This window comes from Spirillospora sp. NPDC052269 (genome assembly GCF_040679435.1).
Taxonomy (GTDB): domain Bacteria; phylum Actinomycetota; class Actinomycetes; order Streptosporangiales; family Streptosporangiaceae; genus Spirillospora.
Genome location: NZ_JBFAUU010000022.1, coordinates 85,514 through 98,511, shown reverse-complemented (window position 1 = coordinate 98,511; position 12,998 = coordinate 85,514). Strand labels below are relative to the sequence as shown.

Sequence of the window (12,998 nt, the reverse complement as noted above, 5' to 3'; positions counted from 1 at the left end):
CCGGGGCGCCCGCACGATCCCTCGCGGATTCGCCCGCACTGCGTCGAACGCCCCGCACGCACCGAGCGTTCCCTTCGCAAGTATCTCCCCACCAGCATAGGCAGGCGGCCCGACTCGCCACTTTTACGCGCCGTAGTCGTTGTACCTGGTGCGAGCGGGGCCGCCGTTCCGGACCGTCCTCGGGGAACTCGCGCTGACCTGCATCTTTGTACCGATTAAGGGGTATCTATTCGGCATGTACGCATTTGCACCGCTTCAATGGAGGTGGCCCGGACCCGACCGATGACTGTGCGTGACGAAGCGAAACCCCCCTGCGGGTGAGGCTTCCCGGACGGTCCCCGTTCGGGCGCGGCGCCCGCATCCCCGCTGAACTCAAGGAGTACCCACACGTGACGATGGTGAACGACGCGGCTCCCGAAACGCGATCCTCGGGTCGCAAGTTCCGCGCCTTCACGGCGAAGCACCTGGACGAGCTGACCGCCCGTGCCGGACTCTCGCCGGACCAGCAGCTCGCGGTACGGGCGGTGGCGACCGTCCTGCCGTTCCGTACGAACGCCTACGTCATCGAGGAGCTCATCGACTGGTCCGCCGCGCCGGACGATCCGATCTACCGGCTGGTCTTCCCGCAGGAGGACATGCTGCCGGAGGAGGACGTCGCGCACCTGGCGGGCCTGCTGCGCCGCGATGCGCCCAAGGCCGAGGTCGAGGCCGCCGCGCACGCCGTCCGGATGAAGCTCAACCCGCATCCCGCGGGGCAGATGGAGCTGAACATCCCGACGTTCGGCGACGGCAAGATCCCCGGTCTCCAGCACAAGTACGACGAGACCGTCCTGTACTTCCCCAAACAGGGGCAGACCTGCCACGCGTACTGCACCTACTGCTTCCGCTGGGCGCAGTTCGTCGGCGAACCGGACCTCAAGATGGCCGGGGACGAGCCCGCCCAGCTGCGCCGGTACCTGCTCGCGCACCCCGAGGTGACCAGCGTCCTGTTCACCGGCGGCGACGCCATGATCATGGGCGAGCCGGTGCTGCGCCGCTACCTCGAGCCGCTGCTCGACCTGGAGCAGCTGGAGTCGATCCGGATCGGGACCAAGTCGCTGGCCTACTGGCCGCAGAAGTTCGTCACCGACCCGGACGCCGACGAGATGCTGCGGCTGTTCGAGCAGGTCGTCCAGTCGGGCAAGAACCTGGCGTTCATGGCCCACTTCACGCACCCGCGGGAGCTGGAGCCGCTGATGGTCGCCGAGGCGTGCCGCCGGATCCGCGACACCGGCGCGGTCATCCGTACGCAGGCCCCGCTGATCCGCACGATCAACGACGATCCGAGGGTCTGGGAGGACATGTGGCGCACCCAGACCCGCATGGGCCTGGTGCCCTACTACATGTTCGTGGAGCGTGACACCGGCCCGCAGGACTACTTCGCCGTGCCGCTGGCCGACGCCTACGAGATCTTCCGGGACGCCTACTCGCACGTCTCCGGCCTGGCCCGGACCGTGCGCGGCCCGTCCATGTCCGCGACGCCCGGCAAGGTCTGCGTGGACGGCGTGCTGGACCTGTTCGGCGAGAAGGTGTTCGCGCTGCACTTCATCCAGGCGCGCGACGCGTCCCTGGTGAACCGGCCCTTCTACGCCAAGTTCGACCCGAACGCGGTCTGGCTGGACGACCTCAAGCCCGCCTTCGCCGACAAGTTCCCCTTCCAGGCGTAAGGCACGGGCATGACCGGGGAGTCATCCATGGGCGGAACTCCCCGGTCCCTAGCACCGGGCCCCGGTCGTGACCAGTCGGGGCCCGGTCCCACAAGACACACGTCCCGCCGCAACGCGCGCGCGGGACGGCCGAGGTGGCGGGTCGGCTCTGCGGGCCACGGCAGCCTGCTGCAACGCCCGAGGGAACGGCCCGCACGCGCGCGGGGGTCAGCGTAGGTGGCGGATGAGCGCGAGTGACGCGCATACCGACGCGAGGCCGAACAGCGACATCGTGACGCCGGGGGACAGGCCCTCGGCGAGCGCGCCCGCCCCGGCCATCGCGCCTGACTGGAGCGTCATGGTGCCCGTGGTGAGCAGGCCGAACGCCTGCCCGCGCCGGTCCTCCGGGACGGCGTCCACGAACCGCTGCTGGATGCTGAGCTCGTAGCTGAGCCCGGCCGCCCCGGCGAGGCCGAGGACGCAGGCCAGCGCGATGCCCGGTCTCAGGACGAACAGCACCAGCGGCAGCCCGTTCAGCAGCGCCAGCAGCAGCCCGATGCGCTCGCGCGGGCCCGTCGGGACGAACCGTCCGACGACGAGGCTGCCCAGCAGCATCCCGGCGGCGATCGCGGCGAGCACGAAGCCCGCCTGCTCCGGCTTCCCGATGGACGCGGCGTAGGGGATCACCACGCCCTCCGCGCCGGTCGCGAGCGCCGCGGGCAGCCACATCGCGATGAGGCCGCCGCGCACCACGGGGTCGCGGAAGAGCGCCTTGTTGACCCGCCAGGTCTCGCGCGCGGCCCCGCCCTCCCGCTCGCCCTGGACGCGTGGCGGACGGGCCACCAGCCCCAGTCGGGCGAACAAGGCCGCGCATCCGGCCGTCCCGCAGGACAGCCAGAGCGTGTTGGACGGTCCCACGGCGGCGATCAGCAGCCCGCCGCACGCCTGCCCGGCGATCTGCGCGCCTCCCGCCGTCATCGTGAAGACGGACCGGCCCAGGACGTAGCCGCCGTCCCCGGGCAGGATCTCGCTGAGCAGCGCCCAGGTGGACGCGGACGCGAGCGGCATCAGCAGGCCGAGCGCGAACATCACGCCCAGCGTGCCGCCGACGGGCAGGACGTCGAGGGCGAGCACGGCGGTCGTCGCGGACTGGACGAGGTAGACGCCCACGAGCAGGCGTCGCGGCGGGAGCCGGTCGGTGTGGGAGAGCAGCAGTGCGCCGCCGATGACGTAGGGGAACATCTCGGCGGTGTAGGCGAGGGCGGCGAGCAGGGACGATCCGGTTCGCTGGTACACCAGGACGGAGAGCGCGAGCATCCGCACCATGTCGCCGCCCACGAGGATCACCCGGAGCGCGAACAGGACCCGGAACTCGCGGACGGCGAAGATGTCGCGATAGGCGACGGTGGCGGGGGACGTGGTCGAAGTCGTCGTCACGAAACGCACCATCGCGGCATATCGCCGCCGACGCTAAGGTTTCGGGCAGGAGCGAAACATGGCGTGGATCGAGGTCGGTCCAGGGGACGTCACCGCCTCGAGGTTCGCGGTGTCGCCCCTGATAGAGGTCACCCACGCGCTCGGCGTCCTGGCCGGACGGCACGAGATCGGGCCGCTGGAGCCGTGGGCGCGGCGTGCGCGTCCGGCGTTCCGCGCGCTGCTGGACGACCCGTCCGTCCGGGCGCTGGCCTACCTGCGCCGCCGCGGCGGGTACATGGCCGACTTCGTGTCCCCGCCGCCCGAACGCGTCCACGTGCCCCTGGACGAGCAGCTGGCGCAGGTGAGGGCCACGCCGCTGGCGCTCGCGCGGCACGAGCTGGCGCAGAACCGGGCGGGCCTGGCCGAACCGGACCCCGGCGTCCGCGTCGTGCTGGACTCGCCCGACGTGGCGCCGCTGCTCGCGCACGGCCTGGCCCGGGCCTTCGCGGCCCTCATCGCGCCCGACTGGCCCACCATCCGGACGATCTTCGAGCGCGACCTGCTGTACCGGGCCGGGCGCCTGGCCGTCTACGGCTGGGCCGAGGCCCTGGCCGGGCTGTCCCCGCGCGTCCACTGGCACCCGTCCGAGACCGGCGGGATGATCGAACTCACCGGCTTGGAAGGCCCCCGGACGTCCCTCAACGGCTCCGGACTCCTCTTCCAGCCCTCGGTCTTCGCCGGACTCGGCTATTCGACCGAACCGCCCTGGCGGAACACCCTGTCCTATCGCGCGCGCGGCGTCGCCACCCTCTGGTCCCGGCACGCGCCGCCGAACGACGGCCTGCCCAAACTCCTCGGACGCACCCGCGCCGACATCCTCCGCGCCCTAGACGAGCCGACCACCACGACCCGCCTATCCGCCCTGCTCACCATGAGCCTCGGCAATGTTGGCGACCACCTGGCCGTCCTGCGCGACTGCGGCCTTGTCGCCCGCGACCGGTACGGACGTGCCGTCCTGTACCGCCGCACGGAATTGGGCGACGCCTTGCTCAACAGCGAAGTCCCACCATGACCGGGGGAGCAGCGCCTTGTTGTTCTCAATAACGCAAAAGTGCCCTGACCTCGAACCCGCCGTCCGGAGTTGACCCGGCCTTGAACTCGCCCTCGTGCGCGAGCGCGCGTTCTCGCATCCCGATCAGCCCGTATCCGCCACCGGACGTCCCGCCGCGCGCGGGTCCGCTGTCGCGCACCTCGACCTCAAGCCGTCCTGGCCGGTTCCGGACAACCACCTGGCACCGCGCGGACGCCTCGGCATGCCGTCCCACGTTCGTCAGCGCCTCCTGGACGATCCGGAACACCGCCAACTGCACGCCGCCGGGCACCTCGTCCTCATGCATGTCGCCCGTGTGCAGATCGAGCCCCGCACCGGCGGCGACGACCAGGGCGGGCAGTCCGTTCAGGCCGGGCGCGGGTTCGAGGACGGCCTCCTCGGCGTCCCCGCGCAGCACGCCGAGCATCGCCCGCATCTCGCCGAGCGACTTCCGGCTGACCTCCTCGATCACCTCCAGCGCCCGCCGCGCCTCCTCCGGACGCTCGGCCACGACGTGGTTGGCGACCCCGGCCTGGACGGCGATCAGGCCCATCCCGTGCGTCACCACGTCGTGCATCTCGCGCGCGATGCGCAGCCGTTCGTCCGTCCGCGCCCGCTCGATCTCGCGCTCGGCGTTCCGCCGCCGCTCGGCGACGGCCCGTCCGACCGTCCACGCGCCGCCGAGCAGCACCAGGCCCAGCAGGACGCGCGGCACGATGGTCCCGGCCTTGCCCGCCGGTGCGCCCGCCATCGCCATCCCCACCACGCCCGCCGCGGTGAACCCGCCGACGAGCCCGGTCGAGGGCCGGCGCGGCGCGATCCGCCCGGCCGCGACCGTGTACAGGGCGAGCGCCGCCGCGAGGAACGCGCCCGCGCCGACCGCGATCCCGAGGACCGACGCGGCCGCCGACACCGCGAACACCGCGACCGGCCACCGTCGCCGTACGACCAGCGGCAGCGCCGCCGCCACCGACACGCCCCAACCTTCCGCGGTGAACGGCTGAAGCCCCACCAGCGGCGGCAGGACGGCGAGCCCGCAGGCCGCCGCCACGTCCCAGACCACACGCCTCATCCCGCTCGCGGCCGTCAACGTCACCGCCCGGCCAGTCCGGATTCGTAGGCCACGATCACCAGCTGGGCGCGGTCACGCGCGTGGAGCTTGCTCAGCAGCCGTCCGACGTGCGTCTTCACCGTCGGCAGGCTGAGCCGGAGCCGATCGGCGATCTCGGTGTTGCTCAGCCCCTCGGCGATCAGTTTCAGCACGTCCCGCTCCCGGTCGGTGATCCCGTCGATCGCGACCTCCGCGCGCCGCGCGAACGCCTCGACCAGGCGCCGCGCCACCGACGGCGCGAGCATGCTCTCCCCGGACGCCACGACCCGGATCCCCTCCAGCAGGTCGGCCGGGCGCGTGTCCTTCAGCAGGAATCCGCTCGCGCCCGCCCGCAGCGCCGCGAACACGTACGCGTCCAGGTCGAACATGGTCAGCACCAGCACCCGCGCGCCGTCCGTCTCCGGGTCGCCGCAGATCCGCCGGGTGGCCTCCACGCCGTCCAGGACGGGCATCCGGACGTCCATGAGCACCACGTCCGGCCGCAGCCGCCGCGCCAGCTCCACCGCCCGCTCCCCGTCGCCCGCCTCGCCGACGACCGCGAGGTCGGGCGCGGACTCGACGAGCAGCCGGAAACTGCCCCGCAGCAACGCCTGGTCCTCCGCGATCAGGACCCGAACCGCCTCGCTCAGAACGCCTCCCCGCCGTCCGGAATGTCGGAATCGTAACCCTCAGACGTCCCGCCGCCGCAGCACGAGCAGCCCGCCGGCGACCGCCGCGGCCACCCACACCGCCATCACCGCGCCGCCGAGCGCGGGCCCGAGCGCGTCGTGGTCCGGCCGGACGGTCAGGAGCTGCGCCCCCGCCCGGTCCGGCAGGAACCTCGCCACCCGCCGGCTCGCATCGGCGATCGTCAGCAGCTGCGACCCCACGGTGATCAGCGGCAACAGGACGGCCAGCGGCACCAGCGCGGTCCGCGTCATCATCGTGAACCCGGCGGCGAGCACGCACATCGCCGTCAGGAACAGGACGGCCCCGGCCATCGCCCCCGGCACCCCGCTCGTGCCCAGCGACTTCCCATACGGCCCGAGCGCCACCTGCGTGACGGCATCGGACACCACCACCGAGAACGTCACGACCGGCAGCGCCGCCACCACGATCGCGACCATCTTCGCCGCGTGGAACCGCGCCCGTCTCGGCACCGCCAGCAGCGCGGGGCCGAGGGGGTCCCCGGACACCGCCAGCACCCCGAACACGATCAGCGCGAGCATCCCGTACTGGACGCCGTCGAACCCCGACTGCTGCGCGGTGAAATCCGGCCGCAGCATCGGATTGTGCGAGTCGAGCGCCTGCCGTCCGGACAGCCCGTTCACCGCCCCGATGCCGATGCTGACGATCGGCACCAGCGCCAACGCGACGAGCGGCCCGCGGACGCTCCGCAGCTTGATCAGCTCCGCCCGGACGAGATCGATCACCGCACACCACCCGTCAGCCGCAGGAACTCGTCCTCCAGATCACCCGTGAACGTGGACGTCTCGGCGTCGGCGACGAGCCGCCCCTTGGCGACGACCACGAGCCGGTCGGCCGTCCGGGCCACTTCGCCGATGAGGTGACTCGACACCAGGACCGTCCGTCCTTCCTCCGCGAGCCCGCGCAGCAACCCCCGAAGCCATCGGATGCCCTCGGGGTCGAGCCCGTTCGCGGGCTCGTCCAGGATCACGATCCCCGGATCCCCGAGCAGCGCCGCCGCGAGCCCGAGCCGCTGCCGCATCCCCTGCGAGTACCCGCCGACGCGCCGCCGGGCGGCGTCCGCCAGCCCGACCAGCTCCAGCACCTCCCGGACGCGTCCCATCCCGATGCCCTGCGACCGCGCGAGCCAGGCCAGATGCGCGTGCCCACTGCGTCCGCGGTGCGGCGCGGCCGTCTCCAGCAACGCCCCGACCTGGCGCAACGGACGCTCGAGCTCCCAGTACGACCGTCCGCCCACGAGCGCCCGGCCCGCGTCCGGCGAGGCCAGTCCGAGCAGCATCCGCATCGTCGTGGACTTCCCGGCCCCGTTGGGCCCCAGAAACCCGGTCACCATCCCCGGCCGGGCCGCGAACGAAAGATCGTCCACGGCCGCGACCGGCCCATACCGCTTGCAGAGCCCTTCGACTTCGATCACGACCCCACGCTCACAGCCTTCCGCCGCGAGCACATCGACCCACAGTCCCTCAACCCTGAGGACGATGGTCGAAGGTGGCTGATGGAGAGGGGGCTACGGGCCGGTGTTCTGCTCGGAGACGAGGAGCTGGACGGCTCCGGGAGTGTGCCCGCTGAACGCGAAGGACACGTACCAGCTTCCCTTCACCTTGTTCTCCGGAACGACGTGCTCGTCGACGTCGTAGCCGCCGTTCTTCCGGCCGGCGGGCCTGTCCAGGTTGTAGGTCTCGACCTTGCCGTGGCGTTGCCGCAGGGCGGTGACGACCTCCGCGACGGTCCGGCCCCTGAGGGGCACCCCGGCCAGGATCTCGCCGGACGCGGTGGCGCTGCCGGTGAGCTCGATCCGCTCGCCGGGGTTCGGCGCACGCCCGAACAGGACGGTCACCGGCGTCTTGAGACCGACCGGGACCCGCACGCCCGTCCGGCACCAGACCTCGCCGCACTTGGCCTTGGGGATCTCGCCCAGCTCGGCCTGCTCCGCCTTCGAGCCTTCCGACTCCACGTTGACCATGGAGCCGACCAGGCTCGGGGACGCGGGCAGCGCCTTCAGCTTCACCGGCATGTGATGCGCGTCGAGCTCCGCTTGCAGCCGCGCGGTGTCGGCCTTCGGGTCCCGGACGGCGATGTCGATGTACCGGCCGTCGCGGGAGATGCTGAGCGCTTCGGCGGACGGCTGCCCGCCCGGCCAGCCGATCACCACGGCCACGACGGCCGCGCCCGCCGCGACGGCCCCGAAGGCCAGTGCGAACCGGCGCCTGCGCCGGACGGGCGGCTTCCGGAGGACCGGTTCCCGGGTGTCCGGCTCCTGGACGGCCTCGGCGGCGCGGGCGATGTCCGCGGCGAGATCCTCGAACGCGGCGTCCGACACGAGCCCGCCCGCGTCCTCGTCCGAGATCGGCGAGTTCCGTCCGATCAGTGACCGCTCGGTCATGCGAGGTCTCCTTCCAGGGCGCGCAGGGTGGTGGGGATCGGGGCGTCGTGGCGGCGCAGGGCACGGGCGAACCGGCGGCGGGCGCGGTGCAGCCGGACCCGCACGGCGTTCCGGGAGCAGCCGAGCACCGTCGCGAGCTGCGCGTGGTCCAGGCCCTCCCAGCCGACGAGGGTGAGCAGCTCGCGGTCCGGTTCGGGAAGGCTGCGCAGGGCCGCCGCGACGAGTCCGGACTCGTCGTCCTCCGAGGGGGACGGCAGGGCGGCGGCGGCCAGCTCGGACCGCAGCCGTGTCCCGAGGGCGGTCCGGCGGCGCTCGCCCCGGCGCTGGTCGGCCAGCACCCGGCGGGCCACGCCGTACAGCCACAGCCGGGCCTCGTCCCCGGGCGGGACGTCGTCCATCCGCCGCCACGCGACGAGGAAGGTCTCGGCGACCACGTCCGCCGCGTCCTGGGGGTCCTCGGTCCTCCGCAGCGCGTAGCCGAGCACCCGGGCCCGGTTCGCCGCGTACAGCTCCTCGAACCTGCTCGATGAGGGATGTCGCAACACCAGCTCCTTTCTGACATCCCACCTCATGGCCGGATGAGGCGATGCATTACCGAGGTTCCGCCGGAAAATCGCGGACGGCCCTGGACATCGGCCCCCTCGGGGCCGACATTCAGGACCGTCCGTGAAGCCGGTCTCCGCACCCCTCAGAGGCCGGAGGCGAGCTTCAGGGTGAGGGCGCCGGCGATGATGGCGGCGAAGGAGATGAGCTTGGGGAGGGTGATCTTCTCCTTGTAGATCAGGGCGCCGAACAGGACGGTTCCGACGGAGCCGATGCCGGTCCAGATCGTGTAGCCGACGCTCACGTCCAGGGTGCGGAGCGCGAGGCTGAGGGTGAAGATGCCGCCGCTGGCGGCCAGCAGGGTCAGGACCGAGGGCCACAGGCGGGTGAAGCCGCGGGTGGCGTTGGTGCCGAGGGCGAAGGCGATCTCGAAGACGATGGCGAGCGCCAGGAAGAACCAGGCCATGGGGGGACTCCGTTTCAGGATGAGGTGCGAGGGGGTGGGGCGAGGGCTCAGGCGGCGGAGGAGGAGAGCTTGTCGGACAGCTTGAGCCCGAGCACTCCGCCGATGATCAGGACGAACGCGAGGGCCTTCCAGACGGTCATGGACTCGTGGAAGATCGCGGTGCCGAGGGCGACGGTGCCGACCGAGCCGATGCCGGTCCAGACGGTGTAGCCGATCCCGACGTCCAGGGTCTTGAGGGCCAGGCTGAGGAAGTAGATGCCGCCCGCGGCCGCGCCGGCGGTGAGCAGGGACGGCCAGAGTTCGGTGAAGCCGTGGGTGGCGTTGGTGGCGAGCGCGAACACGACCTCGAACACGGACGCGATCAGCAGGTAGATCCAGGCCATCGGGACCCTCTCCAAGTAGTTGTATGTATATGCAAGTTCTTTCCGACGAGCAAGAGTATGTATGTGCAAGTAACCTGGTGTCAACATCGGAGGCTCGGAAAGGACGGCGTGATGGCGACCACGCTTCAGGGGCAGGCGGACGTGCGGCTGTGGAACCGGGTCATCGCGCTGCACGCGCGGGTGGAGCAGCGGCTCGGGACCGTCCTGCAGCGGCAGCACGGCCTCGGGCTGTCGGAGTACCGGGCGCTGGCGCTGCTGGCCGAGGCCCCGGACGGCGAGCTGCGCATGCAGGACCTCGCCACCGGGCTCGGGCTCAACCAGAGTTCGGTCACACGCCTGGTCGGACGGCTCAACGACGCCGGGTTCGGCTACCGCGACCTGTGCCCGGACGACAGGCGCGGCGTCTACACGGTGATCACGGACGCCGGGCGGGAGCGCTACCTGCAGGCCCGTCCCGCCTACGAGGAGGTCCTCACCACGACCCTGGACGAGGCGGAGGAGGCGGCCGAGGTCCTCGCCGGAGCGCGCCAGAGCGCGTAGGAGGCCCCCACGGCCGCGGCGGCCGGTGGGGCGCCGCGTAGGCGCCCTCACCGGACGGCGGTCACTTGGAGGCGTAGACCGGGACCAGGCTGGCGCGGGCCAGCGTGTGGGCGGTGATGTTGAAGCCGACCACGGCGGGCATCGCGTCGGCCGGGACGCCCAGCGAGTCCACGTCCAGCGCGTGGACGGTGAAGACGTACCGGTGCGGGTCGCCGGGCGGCGGGGCCGCGCCGCCGAATTCCTTGTTTCCGTAGTCGTTGCGGGCCTGGACACCGATCTTGGAGCCCGCGGCGCCAGCCCCGGTCGGCAGCTCGGTCACGTCGGCCGGGACGTCGAACAGCAGCCAGTGCCAGAAGCCGGAGCCGGTCGGGGCGTCCGGGTCGTAGCAGGTCACGGCGAAGCTCTTGGTCTCGGCGGGGAAGCCCGACCAGCGCAGCTGCGGCGAGAGGTTCTCGCCGGTGAAGCCCCAGTCGTTGAACACGTGCGCGTTCGCCAGGTGCGCGCCGTCGGCGATGTCGTCGCTCTCCAGCGTGAACGACGGGACCCGCGGCAGATGCTCGTGCGGGAGCGGCGGCTTACCGGCCATGGTCAGTCCTCCTCCTGATAGCCATGTTCCCCATACCTATCAGGCCCCGTGTTCCCGCCGCGCCCGTGGTGAAGCCCGTGCCGAACCGGGGTCCGGGAACGGGCTCCGGGAACGGGGGCCGGGAACGGGGGCCGGGAACGGGGCGGACGCGGAAAGCGGAAGACCCCGCCCAGGCCGGTCACGGCCTGGGCGGGGTCTCCGGAAGAACGCGTTACTTCTGGGTGGCCTCGGTGTAGGCGTCGAGGACGGTGTCGGGGTCGCCGTCCATGCGCATCTGGCCGTCGTCCAGCCAGATCACCCGGTCGCAGGTCTCGCGGACCACGTCGAGCTGGTGCGCGACCAGGAAGACCGCGCCCGCGTCCTTGCGCAGCTCCTCGATCCGCTTCTTGGACTTGGTCCGGAACTTGCCGTCACCGGTGGCCAGCGCCTCGTCGATCAGCAGCACGTCGTGCGTCTTGGCCGCGGCGATCGCGAACCGGAGCCGGGCGCCCATGCCGGACGAGTACGTCCGCATCGGGTAGTTGATGAAGCCCGGCTTGAGGCCGGCGAAGTCGACGACCTCCTGGTACTTCTCCTTGGTCTCCTGCGGGGTCATGCCCATCGCCAGGCAGCCGAGGACGACGTTGCGCTCGCCGGTCAGGTCCTTCATCAGGGCCGCGTTGACGCCCAGCAGGGACGGCTGGCCGTCGGTGTAGACGCCGCCGCGCGCCGGGGGCAGCAGGCCCGCGATGGCCTGCAGCAGCGTGGACTTGCCGGAGCCGTTGGTGCCGATCACGCCGACGGCCTCGCCGCGGTAGGCGACGAAGGACAGGCCCTTGATCGCGTGCACCTCGGTCATGCTGGGGCGCTTCTGCCGCTTGATCACCCGCGAGATCGCGGACGCGGCGTTGCCCTTGCCGCCCGCGCCGTAGACGCGGTAGACGATGTGCAGCCCGTCCACCACGACGATCGGGTCGCGCGTCGGGTCGATGTCCACGGGGTTCTGCGCCAGCTGGGCGTTAACCACGGCCGTATCGCTCCTCGGCACGGAAGAAGAACAGGAAGCCGGCGACCAGGGCCACCACGGCCCAGATCACGGCCCAGATCCACAGCTCGGCGGTCGAGTGCATGTGGAGCTTGTGGTGCACGTAGTGCCGGTAATCGCCGAGCAGCGTGTGGCGGCTCAGCTCCACGTACACGTAGCCGGGGTTGGCCTTGAGGATCTCGCCCAACCAGGGGTTGTCCTTCAGCGCCTTGCTGTGCTGGAGGAGGTACGGGATGGACCAGATCACGCCGGACAGGTACAGCCAGGTCCGGGTGATGAACGGCAGCAGCTGGGTGATGTCGCGGTTGAACGCGCCCAGCCGGGCCATGATCATGCCCGCGCCGACGTTGAACATCAGCTGCAGCCCGACGACCGGGATGAACAGCAGCATGTGCAGGCTGATCGGCTCGCCGAAGCCCACCACGATGAGCATCAGGACGATCAGCGACAGCACCAGCTGCTGGAACTCGACCACGGCGATCGCCAGCGGGAGCGTGGCGCGCGGGAAGTGCAGCGCGCGGATCAGCGACAGGTTGTCGCCGACCGACTTCGACCCCGACTGGATGGAGCGCTGCATGAACCCGAACATGAAGACGCCGGTCACCAGGAACGGGATGAAGTCGGGGACCCCACCTCGGGTGGTGCTCAGGATGACGCCGAAGATCAGGAAGTAGACGCCGACGTTCAGCAGAGGCGTGAGCAGCTGCCACACCTGGCCCAGGCGCGAGTCGCTGTACATCGCGATGTTCTTGGCGGAGGCGAACGCCCAGATGAAGTGGCGTCGCTCCCAGACCTCGCGGATGTACTTGCTCAGCGAGGGGCGAGCCGAGCTCTGCTTGAGGCCGAAGCGGGCGGCGTAGGCGGCCAGGGACTCGCTGCTCCCGAGATTCATGCGTGGAGGTTCCGCGAGTGTGCCGACCGACTCGCCACCCGAGGAGCCGGTCGGTTCCGGGTGACTCATGCTCGGAAGCCTATTGCAGACCGCACTCTGTGCGAGACGTTCGCCCTTATTTGAGGCCCCACACGGACCGAAAAGTGGAGGAACAGGGACGGTCCGGTGGGTTGTGGGCAAGGTCACACTGGT

Annotated in this window: 15 protein-coding genes; 3 read left to right on the top strand and 12 right to left on the bottom strand. The window is 71.3% G+C overall.

Features of this window, described 5'->3' with window-relative positions; translation table 11 throughout:
- Positions 1-395: 395 nt before the first annotated feature.
- Complete coding sequence (locus tag AB0L06_RS36720; RefSeq protein ID WP_500235862.1) at positions 396-1,706, top strand: KamA family radical SAM protein; 1,311 nt, start codon at positions 396-398, stop codon at positions 1,704-1,706.
- A 207-nt stretch (positions 1,707-1,913) separates the two neighbouring features.
- Here AB0L06_RS36720 and AB0L06_RS36715 read toward each other — a convergent pair whose 3' ends face one another.
- Complete coding sequence (locus AB0L06_RS36715; protein WP_500235804.1) at positions 1,914-3,122, bottom strand: MFS transporter; 1,209 nt, start codon at positions 3,120-3,122, stop codon at positions 1,914-1,916.
- 58 nt (positions 3,123-3,180) lie between these two features.
- Here AB0L06_RS36715 and AB0L06_RS36710 point away from each other — a divergent pair, with 58 nt between their 5' ends.
- A complete protein-coding gene (locus AB0L06_RS36710; protein ID WP_500235803.1) occupies positions 3,181-4,173 on the top strand; it encodes a winged helix-turn-helix domain-containing protein in 993 nt (330 codons plus the stop codon).
- Between the two features lie 25 nt (positions 4,174-4,198).
- Here the strand turns inward: AB0L06_RS36710 and AB0L06_RS36705 are convergent, their stop codons facing one another.
- The 8 genes from AB0L06_RS36705 to AB0L06_RS36670 form a co-directional block, all read right to left on the bottom strand.
- On the bottom strand, positions 4,199-5,263 hold the full coding sequence (locus AB0L06_RS36705) for a sensor histidine kinase (protein ID WP_500235802.1): 1,065 nt from the start codon (positions 5,261-5,263) through the stop codon (positions 4,199-4,201).
- Between the two features lie 20 nt (positions 5,264-5,283).
- On the bottom strand, positions 5,284-5,931 hold the full coding sequence (locus AB0L06_RS36700) for a response regulator (protein WP_500235861.1): 648 nt from the start codon (positions 5,929-5,931) through the stop codon (positions 5,284-5,286).
- Between the two features lie 39 nt (positions 5,932-5,970).
- Positions 5,971-6,714, bottom strand: a complete 744-nt coding sequence (locus AB0L06_RS36695) for an ABC transporter permease (protein ID WP_500235801.1) — start codon at positions 6,712-6,714, stop codon at positions 5,971-5,973.
- Positions 6,711-7,403: an ABC transporter ATP-binding protein gene (locus AB0L06_RS36690; RefSeq protein WP_500235800.1), complete on the bottom strand. Its 693-nt coding sequence runs from the start codon at positions 7,401-7,403 to the stop codon at positions 6,711-6,713. The genes AB0L06_RS36695 and AB0L06_RS36690 overlap by 4 nt, the downstream gene beginning before the upstream one ends.
- Before the next feature lie 93 nt (positions 7,404-7,496).
- Positions 7,497-8,372 carry a hypothetical protein gene (locus tag AB0L06_RS36685; RefSeq protein ID WP_500235799.1) on the bottom strand — a complete coding sequence of 292 codons (876 nt, stop codon included), beginning with the start codon at positions 8,370-8,372 and terminating at the stop codon, positions 7,497-7,499.
- Positions 8,369-8,914 carry an RNA polymerase sigma factor gene (locus AB0L06_RS36680; RefSeq protein WP_500235798.1) on the bottom strand — a complete coding sequence of 182 codons (546 nt, stop codon included), beginning with the start codon at positions 8,912-8,914 and terminating at the stop codon, positions 8,369-8,371. Before AB0L06_RS36680 ends, AB0L06_RS36685 begins: the two co-directional genes overlap by 4 nt.
- A 146-nt stretch (positions 8,915-9,060) precedes the next feature.
- Positions 9,061-9,381 carry a DMT family transporter gene (locus AB0L06_RS36675; protein ID WP_500235797.1) on the bottom strand — a complete coding sequence of 107 codons (321 nt, stop codon included), beginning with the start codon at positions 9,379-9,381 and terminating at the stop codon, positions 9,061-9,063.
- 47 nt (positions 9,382-9,428) lie between these two features.
- The gene (locus AB0L06_RS36670) at positions 9,429-9,764 is read right to left on the bottom strand and encodes a DMT family transporter (protein ID WP_500235796.1); all 336 of its coding nucleotides are present in this window, start codon (positions 9,762-9,764) and stop codon (positions 9,429-9,431) included.
- Between the two features lie 111 nt (positions 9,765-9,875).
- Here AB0L06_RS36670 and AB0L06_RS36665 point away from each other — a divergent pair, with 111 nt between their 5' ends.
- Complete coding sequence (locus AB0L06_RS36665) at positions 9,876-10,304, top strand: MarR family winged helix-turn-helix transcriptional regulator (RefSeq protein WP_500235795.1); 429 nt, start codon at positions 9,876-9,878, stop codon at positions 10,302-10,304.
- A 61-nt stretch (positions 10,305-10,365) separates the two neighbouring features.
- Here the strand turns inward: AB0L06_RS36665 and AB0L06_RS36660 are convergent, their stop codons facing one another.
- The 3 genes from AB0L06_RS36660 to AB0L06_RS36650 form a co-directional block, all read right to left on the bottom strand.
- Positions 10,366-10,890, bottom strand: coding sequence for a YbhB/YbcL family Raf kinase inhibitor-like protein (locus AB0L06_RS36660; protein WP_500235794.1), 525 nt, complete (start codon positions 10,888-10,890; stop codon positions 10,366-10,368).
- 211 nt (positions 10,891-11,101) lie between these two features.
- Positions 11,102-11,896 carry an ABC transporter ATP-binding protein gene (locus AB0L06_RS36655; protein WP_500235793.1) on the bottom strand — a complete coding sequence of 265 codons (795 nt, stop codon included), beginning with the start codon at positions 11,894-11,896 and terminating at the stop codon, positions 11,102-11,104.
- The gene (locus AB0L06_RS36650; protein ID WP_500235792.1) at positions 11,889-12,806 is read right to left on the bottom strand and encodes an ABC transporter permease; all 918 of its coding nucleotides are present in this window, start codon (positions 12,804-12,806) and stop codon (positions 11,889-11,891) included. The genes AB0L06_RS36655 and AB0L06_RS36650 overlap by 8 nt, the downstream gene beginning before the upstream one ends.
- Between the last annotated feature and the right edge of the window lie 192 nt (positions 12,807-12,998).

Coding starts and splice junctions, on each gene's coding strand:
- AB0L06_RS36720 (WP_500235862.1), top strand. CDS start 396: ATGGTGAACGACGCGGCTCCCGAAACGCGATCCTCGGGTCGCAAGTTC.
- AB0L06_RS36710 (WP_500235803.1), top strand. CDS start 3,181: ATGGCGTGGATCGAGGTCGGTCCAGGGGACGTCACCGCCTCGAGGTTC.
- AB0L06_RS36705 (WP_500235802.1), bottom strand. CDS start 5,263: ATGAGGCGTGTGGTCTGGGACGTGGCGGCGGCCTGCGGGCTCGCCGTC.
- AB0L06_RS36685 (WP_500235799.1), bottom strand. CDS start 8,372: ATGACCGAGCGGTCACTGATCGGACGGAACTCGCCGATCTCGGACGAG.
- AB0L06_RS36675 (WP_500235797.1), bottom strand. CDS start 9,381: ATGGCCTGGTTCTTCCTGGCGCTCGCCATCGTCTTCGAGATCGCCTTC.
- AB0L06_RS36670 (WP_500235796.1), bottom strand. CDS start 9,764: ATGGCCTGGATCTACCTGCTGATCGCGTCCGTGTTCGAGGTCGTGTTC.
- AB0L06_RS36665 (WP_500235795.1), top strand. CDS start 9,876: ATGGCGACCACGCTTCAGGGGCAGGCGGACGTGCGGCTGTGGAACCGG.
- AB0L06_RS36660 (WP_500235794.1), bottom strand. CDS start 10,890: ATGGCCGGTAAGCCGCCGCTCCCGCACGAGCATCTGCCGCGGGTCCCG.
- AB0L06_RS36650 (WP_500235792.1), bottom strand. CDS start 12,806: ATGAATCTCGGGAGCAGCGAGTCCCTGGCCGCCTACGCCGCCCGCTTC.